The organism is Pontimicrobium sp. MEBiC06410 (assembly GCF_053601615.1).
In genome coordinates, this window is the sequence record NZ_JBSHNT010000134.1 from 80,677 (window position 1) to 100,296 (window position 19,620).

The 19,620-nt window shown below is 28.6% G+C and carries 22 protein-coding genes; 7 read left to right on the forward strand and 15 right to left on the reverse strand.

What is annotated here, in order from left to right:
* Positions 1-89 precede the first annotated feature (89 nt).
* Positions 90-1,733 carry a MutS-related protein gene (locus ACVC08_RS03350; RefSeq protein ID WP_452600984.1) on the forward strand — a complete coding sequence of 548 codons (1,644 nt, stop codon included), beginning with the start codon at positions 90-92 and terminating at the stop codon, positions 1,731-1,733.
* A 50-nt stretch (positions 1,734-1,783) separates the two neighbouring features.
* Positions 1,784-2,272, forward strand: coding sequence for a hypothetical protein (locus tag ACVC08_RS03355; RefSeq protein WP_452600985.1), 489 nt, complete (start codon positions 1,784-1,786; stop codon positions 2,270-2,272).
* Between the two features lie 7 nt (positions 2,273-2,279).
* Here the strand turns inward: ACVC08_RS03355 and ACVC08_RS03360 are convergent, their stop codons facing one another.
* Positions 2,280-3,233: a bifunctional helix-turn-helix transcriptional regulator/GNAT family N-acetyltransferase gene (locus ACVC08_RS03360; RefSeq protein ID WP_452600986.1), complete on the reverse strand. Its 954-nt coding sequence runs from the start codon at positions 3,231-3,233 to the stop codon at positions 2,280-2,282.
* A gap of 602 nt (positions 3,234-3,835) precedes the next feature.
* Positions 3,836-4,858, reverse strand: coding sequence for a formimidoylglutamase (locus ACVC08_RS03365; RefSeq protein ID WP_452600987.1), 1,023 nt, complete (start codon positions 4,856-4,858; stop codon positions 3,836-3,838).
* Positions 4,859-4,968: 110 nt separating this feature from the next.
* Between ACVC08_RS03365 and ACVC08_RS03370 the strand changes: the two genes are divergently transcribed.
* Positions 4,969-5,856 (forward strand): chromosome partitioning protein ParA, encoded by an 888-nt coding sequence (locus ACVC08_RS03370; RefSeq protein WP_452600988.1) that lies wholly within the window; start codon positions 4,969-4,971, stop codon positions 5,854-5,856.
* 68 nt (positions 5,857-5,924) lie between these two features.
* Here ACVC08_RS03370 and ACVC08_RS03375 read toward each other — a convergent pair whose 3' ends face one another.
* Together ACVC08_RS03375 and hutI are read right to left on the reverse strand one after the other, a co-directional pair.
* Positions 5,925-6,488 carry a hypothetical protein gene (locus ACVC08_RS03375; RefSeq protein WP_452597867.1) on the reverse strand — a complete coding sequence of 188 codons (564 nt, stop codon included), beginning with the start codon at positions 6,486-6,488 and terminating at the stop codon, positions 5,925-5,927.
* Complete coding sequence (gene hutI, locus ACVC08_RS03380) at positions 6,472-7,707, reverse strand: imidazolonepropionase (protein ID WP_452600989.1); 1,236 nt, start codon at positions 7,705-7,707, stop codon at positions 6,472-6,474. Before hutI ends, ACVC08_RS03375 begins: the two co-directional genes overlap by 17 nt.
* Positions 7,708-7,900: 193 nt before the next feature.
* On the opposite strand from hutI, the gene ACVC08_RS03385 reads away from it, so the two are divergent.
* Both ACVC08_RS03385 and ACVC08_RS03390 read left to right on the forward strand, forming a co-directional pair.
* Positions 7,901-8,620 carry an OmpA family protein gene (locus tag ACVC08_RS03385; RefSeq protein ID WP_452600990.1) on the forward strand — a complete coding sequence of 240 codons (720 nt, stop codon included), beginning with the start codon at positions 7,901-7,903 and terminating at the stop codon, positions 8,618-8,620.
* Positions 8,595-8,813, forward strand: a complete 219-nt coding sequence (locus tag ACVC08_RS03390) for an OmpA family protein (RefSeq protein WP_452600991.1) — start codon at positions 8,595-8,597, stop codon at positions 8,811-8,813. The genes ACVC08_RS03385 and ACVC08_RS03390 overlap by 26 nt, the downstream gene beginning before the upstream one ends.
* Before the next feature lie 17 nt (positions 8,814-8,830).
* On the opposite strand, the gene ACVC08_RS03395 is transcribed toward ACVC08_RS03390, so the two are convergent.
* Together ACVC08_RS03395 and ACVC08_RS03400 are read right to left on the reverse strand one after the other, a co-directional pair.
* On the reverse strand, positions 8,831-9,127 hold the full coding sequence (locus ACVC08_RS03395) for a hypothetical protein (protein ID WP_452597870.1): 297 nt from the start codon (positions 9,125-9,127) through the stop codon (positions 8,831-8,833).
* A 63-nt stretch (positions 9,128-9,190) separates the two neighbouring features.
* Complete coding sequence (locus ACVC08_RS03400) at positions 9,191-10,654, reverse strand: TlpA family protein disulfide reductase (protein WP_452600992.1); 1,464 nt, start codon at positions 10,652-10,654, stop codon at positions 9,191-9,193.
* Positions 10,655-10,900: 246 nt separating this feature from the next.
* On the opposite strand from ACVC08_RS03400, the gene ACVC08_RS03405 reads away from it, so the two are divergent.
* Positions 10,901-12,520 carry an ABC-F family ATP-binding cassette domain-containing protein gene (locus ACVC08_RS03405; RefSeq protein ID WP_452600993.1) on the forward strand — a complete coding sequence of 540 codons (1,620 nt, stop codon included), beginning with the start codon at positions 10,901-10,903 and terminating at the stop codon, positions 12,518-12,520.
* 204 nt (positions 12,521-12,724) lie between these two features.
* Here ACVC08_RS03405 and ACVC08_RS03410 read toward each other — a convergent pair whose 3' ends face one another.
* The 6 genes from ACVC08_RS03410 to ACVC08_RS03435 form a co-directional block, all read right to left on the reverse strand.
* Complete coding sequence (locus tag ACVC08_RS03410; RefSeq protein WP_452599379.1) at positions 12,725-12,964, reverse strand: DUF2007 domain-containing protein; 240 nt, start codon at positions 12,962-12,964, stop codon at positions 12,725-12,727.
* A 306-nt stretch (positions 12,965-13,270) separates the two neighbouring features.
* Complete coding sequence (locus ACVC08_RS03415; RefSeq protein ID WP_452600994.1) at positions 13,271-13,744, reverse strand: hypothetical protein; 474 nt, start codon at positions 13,742-13,744, stop codon at positions 13,271-13,273.
* 69 nt (positions 13,745-13,813) lie between these two features.
* Positions 13,814-14,377, reverse strand: a complete 564-nt coding sequence (locus ACVC08_RS03420; protein ID WP_452599377.1) for a hypothetical protein — start codon at positions 14,375-14,377, stop codon at positions 13,814-13,816.
* Between the two features lie 46 nt (positions 14,378-14,423).
* Complete coding sequence (locus ACVC08_RS03425) at positions 14,424-15,155, reverse strand: hypothetical protein (protein ID WP_452599376.1); 732 nt, start codon at positions 15,153-15,155, stop codon at positions 14,424-14,426.
* Positions 15,156-15,456: 301 nt separating this feature from the next.
* Positions 15,457-16,098, reverse strand: a complete 642-nt coding sequence (locus ACVC08_RS03430; protein ID WP_452600995.1) for a hypothetical protein — start codon at positions 16,096-16,098, stop codon at positions 15,457-15,459.
* 42 nt (positions 16,099-16,140) lie between these two features.
* A complete protein-coding gene (locus tag ACVC08_RS03435) occupies positions 16,141-16,668 on the reverse strand; it encodes a hypothetical protein (RefSeq protein ID WP_452600997.1) in 528 nt (175 codons plus the stop codon).
* On the opposite strand from ACVC08_RS03435, the gene ACVC08_RS03440 reads away from it, so the two are divergent.
* Positions 16,658-16,807 (forward strand): hypothetical protein, encoded by a 150-nt coding sequence (locus ACVC08_RS03440; protein ID WP_452600998.1) that lies wholly within the window; start codon positions 16,658-16,660, stop codon positions 16,805-16,807. The genes ACVC08_RS03435 and ACVC08_RS03440 overlap by 11 nt on opposite strands.
* A 522-nt stretch (positions 16,808-17,329) precedes the next feature.
* On the opposite strand, the gene ACVC08_RS03445 is transcribed toward ACVC08_RS03440, so the two are convergent.
* From ACVC08_RS03445 to ACVC08_RS03455, 3 genes are all read right to left on the reverse strand, one after another.
* Entirely contained in the window at positions 17,330-17,491 is a 162-nt protein-coding gene (locus tag ACVC08_RS03445; protein WP_452600999.1) for a hypothetical protein, read from the reverse strand.
* A gap of 92 nt (positions 17,492-17,583) precedes the next feature.
* A complete protein-coding gene (locus ACVC08_RS03450) occupies positions 17,584-18,126 on the reverse strand; it encodes a hypothetical protein (RefSeq protein WP_452601000.1) in 543 nt (180 codons plus the stop codon).
* 88 nt (positions 18,127-18,214) lie between these two features.
* Positions 18,215-19,620, reverse strand: a 1,406-nt coding sequence (locus ACVC08_RS03455; RefSeq protein ID WP_452601001.1) for a hypothetical protein, incomplete at its 5' end; no start/stop codon positions are given.

Below are 19,620 nucleotides of genomic sequence, written 5' to 3' on the forward strand. Positions count from 1 at the left end.
AACAAACATTATTATATTAAGACCTATTAATAAATAGAGGTGAGTATGTTAACTGCACCTCTCTTTTATTAAAAAAAGCATCTTAAAATATGAATTGGATACTAGGTGTCTGTATAGTTTTAATTATTATTTTCTTATTAAATAATCGCTCAAAAAAAAGAAAGCTAGTAAAGCTTAAACATAGGTTATTAAAAGAATGGGGGAAACCTAAAACGGAAAGCTACTATAATTTTGATATTATTGGAGAATATTTCAATAATAATGAACACAAAGGCGAAGCCTTTCATCTCATTTCAGACAAAACTCACCAGGATTTAGACATAAATGAGATCTTTAAATTTATAGATAGAACTACTTCTAGAATAGGACAGCAATACCTTTATTTTAAATTAAGAACAATAGGTAATATTAAAGACTTATTAGCTTTTGATAAGTTAACAACAGTTTTTCTTCGAAATAAAAATATAAGAATAGAAAGCCAATTAGAACTCTCTAAATTAAATACACGTAATGCTTACGATTTAGAACGTTTAATACATGAAGATAAAATTGAGAAACCTAAATTATTATGGTTAGCCTATTCTTTAACTGTCGTTACACTGTTATTAATTGGCCTCGGGTTTTATTATCCAATAAGTTTTCTTTTTATAGTACCTATTTTTATTACGAATCTCATTTTACATTTTAGTAATAAAAACAATATAAACCATTATTTAAGTGGAATAAACCAAATATCTAGGGCGCTTGAAGTAGCAAAAAACCTTGCAAAATTTAAAGAAATAAAAGCGCACTATAATACCTTTCCATTTTTAAAGAAGATAGAAAGGATAAAGCTAAAAACAGAGTTTTTAGGCTTTAATGTAGATTTAAGTAATGAGTATATATTTGCAATATGGATGATGATAGAATCGTTTAAAATTCTATTTAATATTGAATATATTTTATTTAATAGTTTCCTAGACGATATAAAGAGTGAAAAACAAAGTATAGAAGCCTTATTTTTATTTATAGGAGAAATAGATGCTGCCATTTCTACTGCCTCATTAAAAAGCAGTGATGTAACATTATGTACCCCAGAGTTTATAAAGAGTAAAAAAATAAGCACAGAAAAGATAATACATCCATTAATTAAAAATTGTATTCCTAATAATTTAGAATTAAATAACAAAAGCATGTTACTTACAGGCTCTAACATGTCTGGAAAAACTACTTTTATTAGAACTGTAGCAGTAAATAGTATTTTGGCACAAACCTTAAACCTTTGTTTTGCTAAAGCGTATAAAGCACCATTTTTTAAAGTATATTCATCCATACGTATAACTGATGATTTGTTTGAAAATACCAGTTATTACCTAGAAGAAGTACTTACATTAAAAACGTTAATAGATGCATCACAAGAAGAGCCCCCATGTTTATTTGTTTTAGATGAAATTTTTAAAGGGACTAATACAGCAGAGCGCATTTCTGGAGGACAAGGTATTTTATCGTATTTAAATAAAGGAAATAATATCGTTTTTGTATCCACTCACGATATAGAATTAACCGAGTTATTAAAGAAAGAAAATTACGAGTTATTTCACTTTTGTGAAGATATTAATAAAACCAATTTAGTGTTTGATCATAAACTAAAAAAAGGAAAGCTAACAACGCGTAATGCTATTAAAATAATGGAATTATACAACTATCCAGAAGTCATTATCGAGCAAGCTAAACAAACACTAAAAACGGTTTAAATTATGTAACATTATCTATTGTTTACAGACCTATAAATAAAGGAATTATTATGGGGTTAATGGGATTTGGAATGGATAATAGAGTGCATAGAAAGAGGCCTAAAAAACCATATAAAATTTCTAATATAACTTCGTTTGTGCCGCTTCAAGGCTATTCGAGAAAATTTACATTGAAGAAAAATGAAAAAGAGAAAAGCCAACAAAAAGGAGCTTTAATACTTTTAATAGTACTAATAATAAGTTGTTTCTTTTTTATTGAAAGAAACCACTTTGTCAAATACCAAAAAGAACACAATGAATTAATGGATATACGTAAAGCCATTGATAATAATATTGCATTTCGGTTTTTAATGGAATCTGGAATAAGTAGATTACATAATAATAACGTTTTAGGTGCTTATTCCGAATTTAAGTTAGCCTACAAAATTTATCCAGAGAATGAAAAACTAAAACAATTAATTATAGAAACTGCTAGTGTACTTTGCGCTAAAGAAGAAGCCTATTGTAACGATTTAGATAATTACCTTACAGCAAATTAACTGTTAATTATAAAGGATATTCCATTTTAATATTACTGCGTTCGTAATGATTATCTTTTTCCAGAGGGACTTCTATAAAACCATACTTTCTATATATATAAATGGCATTTTCTAAAATTGTACTAGAATACAGTAAAAGTTTGCTAAACTGATGCTGTTTTGCAAAATCTATACAATGTTGCATTAATTTTTGCCCTATTTTATGACCTCTGTGTTCAGGAGAAACAGCCATTTTTGTTAATTCGTAGCCATTTTCTTCACCATCAATAGGCATTAAAGCAACAGTGCCAACAATTATATCATTTAGTTTGTAGAAAAAGATATAGCCACCTTTATCTATAATATATTTGCTAGGTTTGCTTAAAACTTCTTCATCAAACGGTTCCACATAAAAATAGGTTTTTAACCACTCTATATTTAAATTATAAAAGAATTTAGAGTATTCAGGTTTAAAGTTTATAATATTTAAGTCTTTCTGTGTGTTTGTTTCTACCATTTCAATTATAGTTTTACTAAAACTTTGAGTATTTAATTTGTCTTCAAGAGTATTTAAATGTTCTATTAAAGAGCAAGAACTTGTTAATGTATAATCTTTAATAACTGTATCTATACAATTCCAAAGCGGCTTTAGCTTTTGGATTAATAAAACTCCTTTTTTAGATAACAAAACAATTTTCTTGCGTTTATCTACCTCATCACTTTTTATAATGACTAAGTCTTTTTTTATAAGCTTATTTATAGATTGCGTTATTGCCGGTTGCGATAAGTTTAGAGTATTTTTTATTTCGGTATTTGTAACTCCCTTTTTATTGGATATAATTTTAAAAACAGGAAATAAATAGGGATCAAAGTCTATTTTAAAAAAATCGTACACTATCTGTGTTTCTTTCATTAAATAATCACTTAGTCTTTTTAATCTAGACCCCAAACCTAATTCTCCAAAACCTCTTAGTGCATCCATTAATATATGTATTTATATAAGTACTTATGTAAAATTAGTAAAAATAGAACGATATAAAAACAATTTTAATGTTTTTTTTGAAATGAATTTATTTTGACTTCTTAGCTTTTACCAAGATGATAAGGAGCAAAAACGTCTCTATAGATGTGATACTTTTTGAAAATTATAGTGATAGCTGTGAGTGAAAAAATAACAAAATGTGGGCGAATTTGAACCATTTTTAAAAAAATAGAAAAATCAAGATGAGTTCTAATAACAATTTTGTGTAAAATAGAGCAGAGGCCGATTGATTATATAAAAAAGCATTCTTTATATACATCGCATAATAGATTTAGGGTGATCTAATTTGTGTGTATGATTTAAGAATGCTTTCTAATCAACCAAAATATAATAGCAAATGTTTCTTTCTAGGGACTTAAAAGTTTATTTTATGTTTCATTTACACCGTAAATTTATGGCAAATACCATAAACAATACAATGATACAAAAAATAAAATTAAAATATCGATGAAAAACATAAAAACACGATGAAATGTATTGTTTGTAAGTTAAAACTCTAGTCAAAACATTGTATTTTAGTTTTTTAGGCGAAAAAACACGTTCTAATACTTAATATTACTTCTAATAAAATCTGTGATTAAATAACTTATAAGTTTACCAACTTGATTTGCTGTTTTTTTTGTAGGAGCTGCTTCACATATATGGATATAACTTACTTGCGACGTATTACCAAAATAGCTTACAAATTGCCTTGCTTTATCAACAGAAAAACCGCTTGGTGTTTTCGCACTACTAGGTATGTTTTGTATTGCATCGCAATCAATCTCTAATCCAAAGGGTTTAGATTTTATATGCTGTAAAGCACGTTGCATTTCTTTTTTAAACTTTAATTCTTTTCTAATGTCTATGGCCTCATAAGTATTATAGTCTAATGCATTTGTTGAATCTAAAACATCTATAATAGATTGAGAAGTATAGTTTTCATGTAAACCAAAAACAAAATAATTATTTAAAAAACCTTCTGTATAAGCGTAAGAAAAGCCATTACCACTATGTCTTCCTTCCTGTGCTCTAAAATCTGTGTGAGCATCAAAATTAATAGCATTAATAGCGTGTTTTTTAGCTAAAGAAGTTCCTTTTATGTTACCATAAGCATTATTATGACCACCTCCAATAAGTATAGGTATTTTGCCTGCGCTAACAATATTGTAAACTATATCTGTTACCTGTTTATCTATGGTATCTACAAGTTGTCTTGCCTTACCAATATCTTTAGACTTATTTTGATTTAATGTAGAAAGTTGATTTAACTCCTCTTCAAAATTTAAATGCCCAAGAAGTAATACTTTATTTGCATGTGTAAATACATTACTTTGCGTATTTAACAAAATTTTAATTGTTGCATCCCAAGCCTTTGAAGTTCCTGATTTTCCGTGGTTTGCGAATACACCTACGTCTTCTGGTAAACCAATAATGACATAGCGGACATCTAAATTTTTAATAGACTCGTATATGTTTGTGGTTGGAGGCAATAAAGTAATATGTTCACCAAATTTGCTTTCACCTTCTCGTTTGTTAAGTATTTTATTTACTTTCGAGGCATTAAATAAAATAAGTTTGTCCATATATTTTTAAATTAATTTAAAACGAAATAAAATTACAGATTTAATTTATTTTAGATGCAAAAAAACAAATATTAAAATAGAAATTGTATTTCCCCAAAAAACAAATAATTATGACGAACAACACAAAAAGTATAGGTTTAAAAGTCGCCTTAGGTATAGCGATAGCTCTATTTATTGGAGCAGCTGCATTTTCTTTTTCTTTAAAAAAGGATAAGGACGAAACAGAATTACAACTTACAGAAGAAAAAGCTGCAGTAATGAAAGATCTTACTGCCATGAATGCAAAATATGAAACAGCAATAAATGAAAGTGATATTGTTAACCAAAATTTAATTGATGCAAAAGAGCGTATTCAAGGTTTAATAGATTCCTTGAGTGTATCTGAAGCTAATATTAAAAGCTTATGGAGATATAAAAAGAAATACTTATCACTTCAAAAAGAAATGGATGTATTACTAGAAGAAAATGATAAGCTTAAAGTAGAAAATCAGTTATTAGCAACAACGCTAGACAGTACAAAAGTACAATTAGAAGAGCGTGTTATGTTTACAGATTCTCTTTTAGTACAAAATACCGCGCTTGCAGATGTTGTAGAAAATGCCTCTGTACTTAATGCTGTTAATTTAAAAGGCTTTGGTGTAATTGAGCGCACATCTGGAAAATTAATTCCTACAGAGAGAGCAAAACGAAGCGATAAACTTAGAATATGTTTTACAGTAGCTAAAAACAGATTAGTAGAAACAGGTGACAAAGAATTCTATGTACAAGTTATAGATCCTAAAAACAACATATTAGGTACAAATGATCAAGTTATATTTGGAGAAGAATCGCTAAATTATAGTGTAATTAGTAAGTTTAATTATGAAGATGATAATTTAGATATATGTGAATTTATAGGTAAGAAGAATAAAAAAGATAAATTTGAAAAAGGGACTTATAAAGTAAACGTTTTTAATGGAAAAGAGCTAGTTACAAGTACTCAATTTTCTTTAAGGTAATACTTAGATTAAGTATTAATTAATTATTTCATAAACCTGAAAGTAAGTGCTATTACTTTCAGGTTTTTTTATTGGTTTAATGCAGCTATACAACGTTCTCTAATATGCCAAAGCTCTGTAAGCGTATAAGGGATATGATGCATTTTAATCCAGTTTTCTAAAAAAGCCTTGTGTAGATTAACTTTATAATCTCCAATTTGTTTAGGCATAATATAGACTTCTTTTAATAGGCTTTTCTCAAAAGTAATTTCAGAAGTTACAGTTCTGGTTACATCCAAAATGGAATGTTTTATCTTTAAGTATGTATGAGCTTCAGGAATGTACTCTAAATTATAATATTTTAATACAGAGCCAACACCATTGGTATTAGTTTCATTCATTTTATAAATACCTATACACAACATAACATCATGTTGATTATTTTCTATAGCTATTTGTTTTAAAAAGGCATGCTTAGTAGAACAAGTACCTTTATTTTCTAATAAAACTAAGTTATAATTACTTCTATCAGAATTTCTACCATAGGGTAACCCTTTAATATAATTACAAACAGCATCAAATGTTTTTAACCCTTTTGTATAACAAGCTTTAGAAAGCCCCTCAGAGTAATTTACATTAAATACATTCTCCATTTATAATTACCTGTTCAATATGATTATCTCCAAAAGCATAAGGCAAATAATTATAACTAGGTATAGCTTTAGTTATCATTAAATTTGCTTTTTTTCCTTTGGTAATACTTCCATATTCATTAGCTATTCCCATTGCATATGCTCCATTAATAGTAGCAGCATTAATAGCTTCTTCAGGAGTTAGTTTCATTTTTATACATGCGGTGCTTACAACAAAGTTCATATTTCCAGAAGGTGTAGAACCAGGGTTATAATCTGTAGCTAGTGCTAATGGTAATCCAGCATCAATAATTTGCCTTCCTGGCGTATACGGGATACTTAAAAAATAAGAACATGAGGGTAAAGCTACCGGCATTGTTTTACTATTTTTTAATGCTTCAATATCATCAGGGTTTAATTCTTCTAGATGGTCTACACTAAGTGCATTATACTTTACGGCCAAAGCAACACCTCCAAAGGCATTAAATTGATTAACATGAATTTTTGGTGTTAGATTATAAGCTTTAGAGGCTTTTAATATTTGCTCGGTATCTTCTAAAGAAAAGTAGCCTTTTTCACAAAAAACATCTACATATTGTGCCAATTCTTCTTTAGCTATTTGTGGCAACATATCATTTATAATACTATCTAAATAACCTTGTTTATTATCTTTATAAGCTTTAGGCACTGCATGAGCTCCTAGAAAAGTAGCTTTTACTTTTAATGGAAACTCTTTTTTTATACGTTTTATTACCCTAAGCATTTTTAATTCTGCATTGGGTGTTAAGCCATATCCCGACTTTATTTCTATAGCTCCTGTTCCCATTTGCATAACAGCTTTAACACGTGCTACAGATTGTATATATAACTCTTCTTCACTTGTGTTTTGTAGCGTTTCAGCACTATTTAAAATACCACCACCACGCTTTGCTATAGCTTCGTAACTTAAACCATTTATACGGTCTACAAATTCTTGTTCCCTATTGCCAGCGTATACAATATGTGTGTGTGAGTCGCACCAAGTAGGTAAAACAATTTTACCAGTAGCATCAATAGTTTTTTCTGCTGTAATACCTTGTGCATCTTCCATTTTACCGTAATCTATAATAGTATCATGGGCTATTAAAAGGTAAGCATTTTTTATGCTAGGTAGTTCTTGCATTGCTTTACCCGATACATTTTGAAGTCCAGATTCTCTTACCTGTAGAAGTTCTTTTATATTAATTATTAGTGTAGACATGTAATGCTTTATATAGTATAATTAAGTGCATAAATTTAGACATAAAATAACGAGTAAAAAAGATTAATTATAATTAGCTGATTTTTAAATATACTCTTGAATTGCATAATTATGGTATAACTCGTTTATTAACGATATAAAATATTATTTTTATATGTGAAATAATGAATAAATACGTACCTAATATTACTAAATGAAGGCTAAACTTAATATGTTGAAATGTTTAATAACTATAATAGTTATATTATCGAGTAGACTTGGATTTTCGCAAGATAATACAATCCATAAGGATAGTTTAATTTTATATTACGAGAGTAATAAATATAAAGTACCAGCTAGTGCAGAACAAAAGATAAAGCAAAAGCTTTTAAATAGAACAATAAAACGTATAGATATATATGGTTATACAGACTATGTTGGTAGTAATGTATTTAATGATGCTTTAGCTTTAAAAAGAGCCCAAATGGTAAGTAATATTGTTAAGAAGTATAGTGCTATAGATGCTTTGAATATAATATCTATGGGAGAAACTTATAGTAGACAGGATAGTACTAATTATCCTAAAGGAGTGTTAGAAGACCGAAAAGTAGTATGCTATATTAGTTATACAGATACATTAGAAGATATTAAGTTACAAACCTCTCCCGAAAACTACTTAAAAAAGCTAAACACATTAAAAATAGGAGAAAGTATAGTTTTAAGAAATATTTTATTTTATTTGGGTAAAGCTATTATTATACCGTCTAGTCTTCCTGAATTAGAACTTTTATTACAGACCTTAGAAAATAATCCAAACTTATATATTGAGATTATAGGGCATGTTTGTTGTGGAAGTTATGATGAAATTGAGAATAAAGAGAAATACGAATACGAAACGGAGTATGAATATGAAGCTGTTTCATATACCAACTAGTTACGATTATAATAAAACCTTATCACTAAACAGAGCTGAAGCTATTAAAAGACATTTAAAGTATAAGGGAATAGATCCTAAAAGAATTGTAACTAAAGGCATGGGGTTTTCTAATCCATTATATTTTCCAGAGAAAAGCGAAGACGATAAATTGTCTAATAGAAGAATAGAAGTAGTAGTTCTAAAAAAATAACGAGTAAAATGAAGTTATTAAAGTACTACACTTAAACTTTCGGAGAAATCTGTATTATATATATTTATAGCGACAACAAGCATTATAATTATGCCTAATAAACTAATACACCAATTGTATTTTTTTAAAACTAATCTTGAAGCAAAATAAATAAATAAGGTTATTACACCTATAATAGCAGGAATCCATTTAATAATAACCGAAGCCATACCAATGTTAGAGTAATCTACAGAAAAAGTAATTGAACATGCAATAATTTCTACAATAATTATAGCTATAGCATTAAACTTTACATCATTTAATTTTTGATTCATTCGTTAGTGTAGAGATTTAATAAAATAAGAGTTATTGAAAAAGTTAAATGTAAAAATAACTTTTTAATTTAAGGTATTTACAATTAAGTCCTCTTTATTAAGAAGCCCCAATAGTTCTTGCTCAAAACTTATAGTAAACATATTCGCTTTAGGATTAATAATACGTTTATTTTCATCTACTAAAAAAATCTTAGAAATTGGCCTAATAGACAAAACCTCTTTTGATTTTTTGGGGAACTTAAAACGAAACTCTCTGTCTTTATTTTTTACTCCAAAATGATTTAAAATACTGGCTTGCTCCAAGTAACTAATAGAATCTATATTTATAGCAAGGAAATCTACCTCAGGATATTTAATTTTAAGTTGTTCTGCCCTTTTATGAGAACTTATAATTTGAACCTTACTCTTTGCTGCCCAAAAATAAATAACAGTAGGTTTATTAATTAAACTAGTTAAATTAACTTCTTTATCATTTTTATCTAATAAAGTAACAGAAGGTATTTTATAACCAGGACTTAAACGCTTATAAACATTTACAGTTCTTGCAACATTGCGTTTTAAGTACTCGTTGGTACATTTTTCTTTAAAAGAGTTAAATAATTCATCATAACCATGATCACTTTTAGAAATATCTACAAAATGTATCATCGTATAATATAATAATCTGTTTTTTTGGAATTCGTTACCTATACGCTCATTTATAATCTTTAGCTTATCTAAATTATAATCTACAGAATATTCGTTGTATTCTTTTTCATCGGAATGTTCCATATGCGTTTGAAACGCAATATTTGTAACATGGAATTTTAAGAAATTGGTATAAGGAGGGTAATCTTCTAATATTTCATTATTATAATCTACAGTTTTTCTGTAATCGTAAAAATCGTCAGGAAGACTATTAAAAATGTCTAATTCGGACTTTCTATAATTGGCAAAAGGATAAAACTCTTTTCTAGAATAATAATTGTAGTTAATATTTGCTTCGGCAATAGCATTAAAAAGTTTGGTTGTTTTATGCTTAGCTTTAAATTTTTTTAATTTCGCTAACTTTTCATCTCTAATAACCTTTAGTTTTTCTTCAAAAGGCTCAGGGTCTAATTGGCTAATAGTTAAAATTTTCTTTTCGTCCTCTTCACGTTCAGTTTCAAGAAAAAGATCTATTAGGTAGTTGTTTTCCTTAGCACCAATACCTGTATAAACTAACGATTCATCAAATTCTATAGTATTTATCCTAAATAATAAACTGTCTTTAGGTTGAATAAGGATAAACTGTGTTTCGTGCCCATCGTAAAAATTATATAAACCAGGAGTAAAGTCTGTTAATTCGTACGCAAATCTATTATTGCTATCTAAAGTTATTGTATCTATAACTTCTCTAGATTTTATTAATAATAAATGATCAGAGTTAGGGTTTATAATTTCACCACCTATAAAAGCCTTGGTTTGCTTACATGTGTCTTCTTCTTTCTTACAAGTAAAAAGCGCAAGCGAAGTTAAGAGTAGTATATATATAGACTTAAAATTCATTTAGTAAACTGGGTAAATGTTTATAGTTAGTTATAACAAAAATATGTTTTGAAACTTTGTTTTGGTGTTAATGCGTTGTTAAATTGAAATATTTTTTCATAAATATTTATAATATAAATACATAAGGTAAATTATTGTAAATAAGTAAGTCTGTTTTTAGTATAGTAAAGAGTAGATTATAAAATAGGATTTGTTCGAGATATTGGAAGTTATTTTTTACTTTTGCAAAAAATTAAAATACAAATAATGTTATCAGTTTCAAACCTATCTGTACAATTCGGTAAACGTGTACTTTTCGATGAAGTAAATACAACTTTTAATAACGGAAATTGTTACGGTATTATTGGTGCCAATGGTGCTGGGAAGTCTACCTTTTTAAAAATAATATCTGGAAAAATGGAGGCGACCTCTGGACACGTACATTTAGAAGCAGGAAAGCGAATGTCTGTGTTAGAGCAAAACCATAATAAGCATGATGAAGATACTGTACTAGAGACTGTAATAAAAGGAAACCAACCGTTATTTAAAATTAAATCTGAAATAGATGCTTTATATGCAGACTATACAGATGAAAATGCAGAAAAAATAGGAGAACTTCAAGTACAATTTGAAGAAATGAATGGTTGGAATGCAGATAGTGATGCTGCAGCCATGCTATCTAACCTTGGTATTAAAGAGGATTTGCACTATACATTAATGGTAGATTTAGATGGTAAGCAAAAAGTACGTGTATTATTAGCACAAGCACTTTTTGGTAATCCAGATGTTTTAATAATGGATGAGCCTACCAACGATTTAGATTATGAAACTATTGGTTGGTTAGAAAACTTTTTAGCCAATTACGATAACTGTGTCATAGTAGTTTCGCACGATAGACACTTTCTAGATGCAGTTTGTACGCATATTAGTGATATCGATTTCGGAAAAATTAATCACTTCTCTGGTAACTATACCTTTTGGTACGAGTCTTCTCAATTAGCAGCAAGACAACGCGCACAACAAAACAAAAAAGCAGAAGAAAAGAAAAAAGAATTAGAAGAATTTATACGTCGTTTCTCAGCCAATGTTGCAAAAAGTAAACAAGCAACAAGTAGAAAGAAAATGATAGACAAGTTAAACATCGATGATATAAAACCAACATCGCGTCGTTACCCTGCTATAATTTTTGAGCGTGATAGAGAAGCTGGCGATCAAATTTTAAATGTTGAAGGCTTAAGTGCATCTGTAGATGGAGAAGTGCTGTTTAAAAACATTGATTTAAACTTAAATAAAGGAGATAAGGTTGTTTTATTTTCTAGAGACTCTAGAGCAACAACAGCATTTTACCAAATACTAAATGGAAAAGAAAAAGCAGACGCTGGAAAATTTGCTTGGGGTGTTACAACAACACAATCGTACTTACCATTGGATAACAGTGAGTTTTTTAATAACGAATTAACATTAATCGATTGGTTACGTCAGTGGGCAACAACAGAGGAGGAAAGAGAAGAAGTTAACATTCGCGGTTTTCTTGGTAAGATGATTTTTAGTGGAGAAGAGGCCTTTAAAAAGTCGTCTGTATTATCTGGAGGAGAAAAAGTACGTTGTATGTTATCTCGTATGATGATGATGAGAGCAAATGTGTTACAATTAGACGAACCTACAAACCACTTAGATTTAGAGAGTATTACAGCATTTAATAACTCATTAAAGAATTTTAAAGGCACAGTTATATTTTCTACACATGATCATGAGTTTGCGCAAACTGTGGGAAATAGAGTAGTAGAGCTAACACCAAATGGTGTTATAGATAGGTTTGCAACATTCGATGATTATATGCAAGACCCTAAGATAAAAGAATTAAGAGAACAAATGTATACTGTTTAAGAAACGAACAGTATTTGCTCTAGTATAAAAAAGAGGCTGTCTAAAAAGTCAAATTCTCGTCAAACCGAACCAATTTCGGTTTCTCATAACAATTGAAAACTATGTTTAATGAGATTCTGAAATGAATTCAGAATGACGTTTTTAAAACTTTTAAGAGAACCTCTTTTTTACGTTTACTATTCTTAACAGAAAATAATAAATACGTTAAGCCGTTTCCATTTCAGAGCGAACACTTTCTACTATTTCAACAGCTTTGTCTATTTCGTTTTCATGCACATATAACTCCTGTAAACCTTGAGAAGCAGAACCAAAACCAGCGAGTCTTCCCGATTCTGAATCATCTTTAATAATAGGACTAATATCTATATTTAAAAGACGATCTTTAATTAATTGAACAATAATAAAATTTCCTGTGAATACTTTTATATAATTTGAGTCTGACATAATGTTACTGTGTTTAAAGGTTATACTTAAATATACAAAAATTAGTCCAGATTTACTAGTTTTTTAATACTGTTAAAGGTGTTAAAGCTTTGTGAAATTTCTAAAAACAGCTTCAATAATAATTATTGAAGCTGTTTCTTTTTTTAACGATCTAGGGCATCGCTATAATTATTCTTAGTTGTTACTTTATTTCTCTTGTAGATTAAGTATAAGAGACAAATAAAATTTAATAGAAGTAATATTATGAGAATTATGCACACAAACTTATCTTGTTTGTTAAACATAATTTTAAAAGTTAATCTATTATTATTTAGATTTTGATTTTAAAAGAGTGGTATCTTTTACCCATTTTCCGCCTGCTCTTTCCATAGCCTTATCCAATTGAAGAAAATATTGTCTTAATTGTTTTTCCATTTCTGGGGTAAAGGATCCTAAAGAATCTTTTGTTTCTTCTCCTGTGAATTGAAAACCAACTTCTCGACCTTTATGTACTCTTTCCATAATTAAAGCTACATGAGTTTTACCTCTCGAATACTTTTTAGCAAAAAAAGAATCTAAACGATTATTAATTTTAGAAACTTCTACAGTATCTATTAAAGTTTTATAAGCCTCATTAATAATCAATTCATCATTTTTTAAAGTTTTATATTCGAGATTTGTTAAATTTAATTTGGATTTAAGAACTTTAAGCTTATACCTATTAGACAACTCATTAGAAGGTTTAAAAAGACTACAGCTTGTTAAAAAAAGAATTAGAATTAATACTATATTTTTTTTCATATATAATGTGATTGTTTAAAATCTAAAAAAATATTCAATTGAAAAAAATGCATAAACTATAAGTATTAATTAAAGTGAGTCTTTCTTGCTTATTTTTTTTAAAGAATCTTTCTTTCTTATATACTTTTTTAATTTAATTAAATGTAAAGAATCTGAATCATTATTATGAATAGAATTAGTAATCGAGGTGTCTGTTATCATTTCAAAACCTGCATCTATTATAGAATTTTCATAACTATTAAAAAGCTTTTTTAGTTCTTTTTCAATATTAGGGTTATAAGTCGTAGTATCATTTTTATCTACTTCTCCTGTAAATTCAAAATCAAATGCAAGTCCTTTATTTGCTCTTTCTAAAATCAAAGATACGCAAGTCGCTTTTCTTGTATATTTTTTAGCAAAAAAAGAGTCTAAACGCTTATTGATTTTAGCTATATCTACGGTGTCCTTTAACGTTTTATAAGCTTCATTTATAATTGAATCATCGTTTTTTAACGCTTTGTATTCGACTTGTGTTAAGCTTAATTCTTTTTTTAGTACTTTTAATTTTTGTTTGTTATTTATCTTTTTAGATGATTTTAAAAGAGTACAACTAGTTAAAAGTAATAATGATATAAAGATTATATTTTTGTTCATAAAAGAAAAATCAATAAATATTTTATAATATAGTTATAAAAAATAATTAGTTCCCATTCATTGTTCCACTAATTTTACTGCCATCTGTAGCATTCATTTTAAGTATAAATATTTGATCTCCACCTTTAGAAAAATCATAGCCAAATAATTTTCCTGAAACTGTTGAATTTGAATACATTGTTACTGTTGAAACATAAGACTCCCTACTAATAGCATAATCCTGTTGAGTATAACTAAGCTGTATATTTGCGAAAGGAGGTGTAAGTGATGTTAAATTAGCAGAGGATGTAACATTTAAAACTTCATAATCAGAAAAGCCAATATAGTCTGTTCCTAACTGTTGTTTAACTCTAACAGAAAAATCAGTTAAAAAAGAACCAAATTCAAATTTTGCTATTTTTTGATTTTGATTATCTGTGGGGTCATCTTCTATTGTTAAATCCACTTCAAACGTACCAAAAATACTGTTTTTTAATGCTTCTAAATCTTCAATAGACGTGATTCCTAATTCATCACTAGGAGTTTGGCAAGGTGGCAAATCAAAAATTTCACGAGTTATAATTTCACTAGAAACAATAGTAATGGCTTTAATAATATTGTTTTCGTTTTTTTGTACAGATAATGTCCTGTAAGGTAAACCGTAGAACTCTTTTGTCTCATTAAAGCTTATGAGGTAATATGTTCCTTCTTCAATATATTTTTTAAAATCGTATCTTATAACCTCTTTAAAAACTAAAAAATCTTTTCCTAAAAATTTCTCAAAGGCTATGTTATCCATAAAATTGCTGTTTGTGTTTAAAGTTAATAGTATTAATAATAATTTAAATCATAGAAAGGATTATTTATTCTAAAAACAGCCTCAATAATAATTATTGAAGCTGTTTCTTTTTTTTAACGATTTAGGGCATCGCTATAAATTATTCTTGGTTATTACTTTATTCTCTACGCCTTTTATAAATTAAATATAAGAGACAAATAAAATTTAATAGAAGTAATATTATGAGAATTATGTATAGATTATAGGGTATTCCATACATATATTTTTAATAAATAAGCCCTTTAGGGAAAGGGCTATTGTGTTAATTTAAAGAATCTTTTTGTTTTAATCTTATTAAAGAATCTCTTACTCTGTTAAGTTCTATTAGCCTGTAATATCGTTCAGGATCTTCTATTTTCATTTTAGCTTTGTATAAAGAATCTTTTCTTTTTATGTGTTTTTTTAATTTAATACGATAAATAGAGTCTGGTTCGTTTCTTCGTCTGGAATTAATTAAAGAGGTGTCAGTAACCCATTGACCTCCAGATTTTTCAAAAGACTGAGCTTGTTTGATAAAAAACTTCCTTAGTTCTCTTTCTTTTTCTGGTGTAAAAGGTTCTTTTTCTCCTTTGTTAACTTCAATATTAATGTTGTAGAACGGTGTATCTTTAGTTACACGGTTTAAAATTAAAGCAACGAATGTTTGATGTCTTGTATATTTTTTAGCAAAAAAAGAATCTAAGTTTTTATTTATATCTAACTTATTTACTTTGTATTTAAGAGTTTTATATGCTTGATTAATAATAGAATCGTCATTCTTTAAAGTATTAAATTCGTTATTTGTTAAATTCAATTCAGTTTGTAATACTTTTAGTTTTTGTTCATTACTGAGAATTTTAGAGGTCTTAAGCGACGTACAACCGTTTAATAGAATAAACAAGATTAAAATTAATGTTCTTTTCATAAGATGTGCTTCTGTATATTTCTACAATATAGTTAAAATGATTTAGTCTCCATTCATAGTACCTTTGCCAATTTTACTTCCATCTGTGGCGTTCATTTTTAACACGAATATTTGATCTCCTCCGTATGTTGTAGATGATCCTGCTACGGTAGTTTTTGTAACTGTATTAGTATAAACTGTAACTGTTGTCTCGTATGATTCTCTACTTACAGCAAAATCTTGTAAACTAAATGATGTAATCTCGTAACTGTGTAAAGGAGAATTTAACATCATTAAATTTGCTGATGCTGTAACATTTAAAACCTCATAATCAGAAAAAGTAACATAATCTTGACCTAACTTGTGCTTTACACGAACAATATACTTTACTAAACCAGTAGTAAAAACATATCTTGTTATTACCTCGTTTTGGTCGTTAGGTTCTTCATCTTCTGTCTCGTCTGATTCGTGATATCCTACTACGCTGTCTTTTAATTCCTCTAATTCCTCTACAGTGGTTAATCCTATTTCTCCTTCTGGGTGTGGGCAACCTATCTCATAATTACCCTCTCCTAGAACAGTGTTCATCATAGAAATTAATTCAGCAGGTGGTGTTATATCTGAACAATCTTCCTCATCTTCCTCACTAATAAGAGGACAGTCTGGACACAATACAGGAGTAGTACTTGGCTCTACTGTAGTATTAGTATTAGTTCCATTACTACCATAACCACCGCTTTGGTTTCCGCCTGGATTACCGTTTGGGTTACCATCGGTATAACCTGTGCTACCACCGCCATTACCACAACTTTCCTGATTAGAGGTTAATACAAGTCTACAGATGATGCATTAGATAGCGTTATTAACTTCTAATAAAACAGCTTCAATAATTATTATTGAAGCTGTTTCTTTTTTTTAACGATCTAGGGCATCGCTATAAATTATTCTTGGTTATTACTTTATTCTCTATGTCTCTTATAAATTAAATAGAAGTAATATTATGAGAATTATGTACACAAACTTATTGTTTATTAAACATAATTTGAAGTTTCTTTTAATGGCGTTAATTTTATTTTAAAGAATCTTTTTTCTTTTAATTGAGTTCTTTATCTAGTTATAAGACAATGTTTTGGTCTTTAAAAACTTTACACATAAGTCTACAAAGATGCATTAGATATTGTTATTAACTTCTAACAAAAAAGCCTCAAACTATATTTGAAGCTTTTTTATATCAAAGAAGATGCAATAAATATTAATTTTGATGTTGTCGCTTTTTAATAAAAACTTTGGCTATAAATGCTATTATCATTAAACCTAATAGTATATATTGAAGAATACGATAATCTCCATTTTTATCATAAAATTGAATAATTAAAATTAAGGCTAATGGTATATATATTAAGTATTTTTTCATCTTTTATATAGTTTGATTTTCTTATAATTCTTCACGACAATTGTAATAGTATTGGTTAGCTTGATTAGAACATCTTTAAAACTTATAAATTTTCAATCTACTTTACTAAACTTGATTGAACTTCTACCTTGTTTTTGATTTAACAAAGCTTGTATTTGATATTCCTTGTTTTCCCAAACAATTAAAAAAGGGTTATCCTCGAATTTTCCGTCTTTTAAGTCCAATGAGTATTTTTTTGCACTATCTATGCTATTTCCATTTTCATCTTTACTAATAGTTTCATTTTCGAGGGTTCTATTAGCTATTACTTGAATAATGTTAGGTTTTCCATATTGGGCATTAATTAAATCAAAAATTTTACGGTTTATAATTTCACTAGAAATAATAGTAATAGCTTTAATTGTATTCTTTTCATTTTTTTGTACAGATAACGTCCTGTAAGGCAAATTGTAAAACTTCTTTGTTTCATTAAAACTTATGAGGTAATATGTCCCTTCTTCAACATATTTTTTAAAATCGTACCTTATAGTCTCTTCAAAAACTAAAAAATCTTTCCCTAAAAATTTCTCAAACTCTATGTTATCCATACTGTTGTTTATATTATAAATTAATAATATAAATAAAAATTTAATCATAGTAATAATTTATTGTTTAGTTATACATAATATGATATGTATTTACGCTAAAAATAATGATAATAATTTAATTGAAAAAGAGATACAATTAACAATCATACGGGGCACTCACTCCTATAAGAGCCTTTAAATATGGAGCTGGGCTAGGTATAGCAAAAGGCGCATTATAGCTAAAAGACCCACCAATAAGGGATAATTGATACTCTAACACTTCTAAAAAATGTATTTTTAATTGTAGGGCAGTAATATCTGGATTGCTAATAAAGTATGCTTCTCCCGCATCCATTGCATTATTTACAGCAAGTGCTGTAAGATTAGCTGCTTGACTATTTGTCATCCATGCAGGCATTGTAAAATATATTAAGTCTATAGGTACGGTAATATCTCCATAATAAGGACTCCCATTAGGTCTAATGCCTGCCGTATAAAAAGTATTATTAAAATTAGTTACAGCACAACTTCTTTGAAGTGCTCCCGGTGGTTTCGCAAACTCAAAACTTCGGCAATCTGCTCTTAAAAAAGGATTGGCATCTGGGTTAGCTATTAATACATATATATCATTTATAGCTTGTTGTTGAGATTCTTCGTTACAACCACCTTCTTGTAGTACCTGTTCAATTTGATTAACTAAGGTTTGTGATTGAGATTGCAACCAAGTAGACATTTCTGGTGTAAAATTAGTTAATTCTTGTAAAGAGTTTAAGCATACTTCATCTTCTTCACTAATAACTGGACAGCCTGGGCACAATACAGGAGTAGTACTTGGCTCTATACCTCCACCATTACTAGTGGTTTGGTTAGAACCGTTTGGGTTGCTGTTGGGGTTGCTATCTGTATTTGTACTACCACCGCCATCTCCACAAGAGGTTTCGTTAGAGGTTAAAACCCAACCCCCACTAGTTGCAGCTTGATTTGGATTACTCCAATAATCGCAAGCTGCTCCATCTGCGTAATCATGTTGTCCGCTATCACACAAATTTCCTGCTTCCCATTCGTAAGAGTACACGGTACAGGTTTCGGCATCGGAGTTTACTTTATCGAAAATAGTGTCTGAAATATCTTCTAGCGTGATATACGTAATTTTATCCTCTACATCAACAATCTCTCGGCTTGCTAATGCATTACGCTCGTTTGGTGTTATGTTATATTGTACTAAAGAGACTTTAAAACTGTGGTCTTCCTGTTCTTGTAATAATAGGTTTTCTAATACCCCATTATTCTCTGTTCTGTAAACGCCAAAGGTGTAGTTTTTTAATCCGTTACTATTTGTTATTACTTTAGCATAATTGGTATTAATGGTAAAGTCGTATTGTGCATTGTAAACAGTTTTATTGGCTTTGCTTTCTATGCGTTTAGTTTCTGCTTTATTTATTATGCGCATTAAGTTTTTATCGTTTTCAATGGCTTTAGTGTTAAGCCTAGAAATGTTAACATTACTTTTTAATGCTGTTTGTTGTACTTGTAAAGTATCGTCTTCTTTTTGGCAGTTAAAGG

Bases quoted from the DNA above. Each gene is read 5' to 3' on its own strand.
- ACVC08_RS03390 (WP_452600991.1), top strand. From the start codon at position 8,595: ATGAAGCTGTTTCATATACCAACTAGTTACGATTATAATAAAACCTTA.
- ACVC08_RS03430 (WP_452600995.1), bottom strand. From the start codon at position 16,098: ATGAAAAGAACATTAATTTTAATCTTGTTTATTCTATTAAACGGTTGT.
- hutI (WP_452600989.1), bottom strand. From the start codon at position 7,707: ATGTCTACACTAATAATTAATATAAAAGAACTTCTACAGGTAAGAGAA.
- ACVC08_RS03400 (WP_452600992.1), bottom strand. From the start codon at position 10,654: ATGAATTTTAAGTCTATATATATACTACTCTTAACTTCGCTTGCGCTT.
- ACVC08_RS03365 (WP_452600987.1), bottom strand. From the start codon at position 4,858: ATGGACAAACTTATTTTATTTAATGCCTCGAAAGTAAATAAAATACTT.
- ACVC08_RS03435 (WP_452600997.1), bottom strand. From the start codon at position 16,668: ATGATGAACACTGTTCTAGGAGAGGGTAATTATGAGATAGGTTGCCCA.
- ACVC08_RS03355 (WP_452600985.1), top strand. From the start codon at position 1,784: ATGGGGTTAATGGGATTTGGAATGGATAATAGAGTGCATAGAAAGAGG.
- ACVC08_RS03360 (WP_452600986.1), bottom strand. From the start codon at position 3,233: ATGGATGCACTAAGAGGTTTTGGAGAATTAGGTTTGGGGTCTAGATTA.
- ACVC08_RS03375 (WP_452597867.1), bottom strand. From the start codon at position 6,488: ATGGAGAATGTATTTAATGTAAATTACTCTGAGGGGCTTTCTAAAGCT.
- ACVC08_RS03450 (WP_452601000.1), bottom strand. From the start codon at position 18,126: ATGATTAAATTTTTATTTATATTATTAATTTATAATATAAACAACAGT.
- ACVC08_RS03425 (WP_452599376.1), bottom strand. From the start codon at position 15,155: ATGGATAACATAGCCTTTGAGAAATTTTTAGGAAAAGATTTTTTAGTT.
- ACVC08_RS03420 (WP_452599377.1), bottom strand. From the start codon at position 14,377: ATGAACAAAAATATAATCTTTATATCATTATTACTTTTAACTAGTTGT.
- ACVC08_RS03410 (WP_452599379.1), bottom strand. From the start codon at position 12,964: ATGTCAGACTCAAATTATATAAAAGTATTCACAGGAAATTTTATTATT.
- ACVC08_RS03350 (WP_452600984.1), top strand. From the start codon at position 90: ATGAATTGGATACTAGGTGTCTGTATAGTTTTAATTATTATTTTCTTA.
- ACVC08_RS03370 (WP_452600988.1), top strand. From the start codon at position 4,969: ATGACGAACAACACAAAAAGTATAGGTTTAAAAGTCGCCTTAGGTATA.
- ACVC08_RS03405 (WP_452600993.1), top strand. From the start codon at position 10,901: ATGTTATCAGTTTCAAACCTATCTGTACAATTCGGTAAACGTGTACTT.
- ACVC08_RS03395 (WP_452597870.1), bottom strand. From the start codon at position 9,127: ATGAATCAAAAATTAAATGATGTAAAGTTTAATGCTATAGCTATAATT.
- ACVC08_RS03385 (WP_452600990.1), top strand. From the start codon at position 7,901: ATGAAGGCTAAACTTAATATGTTGAAATGTTTAATAACTATAATAGTT.
- ACVC08_RS03445 (WP_452600999.1), bottom strand. From the start codon at position 17,491: ATGAAAAAATACTTAATATATATACCATTAGCCTTAATTTTAATTATT.
- ACVC08_RS03415 (WP_452600994.1), bottom strand. From the start codon at position 13,744: ATGAAAAAAAATATAGTATTAATTCTAATTCTTTTTTTAACAAGCTGT.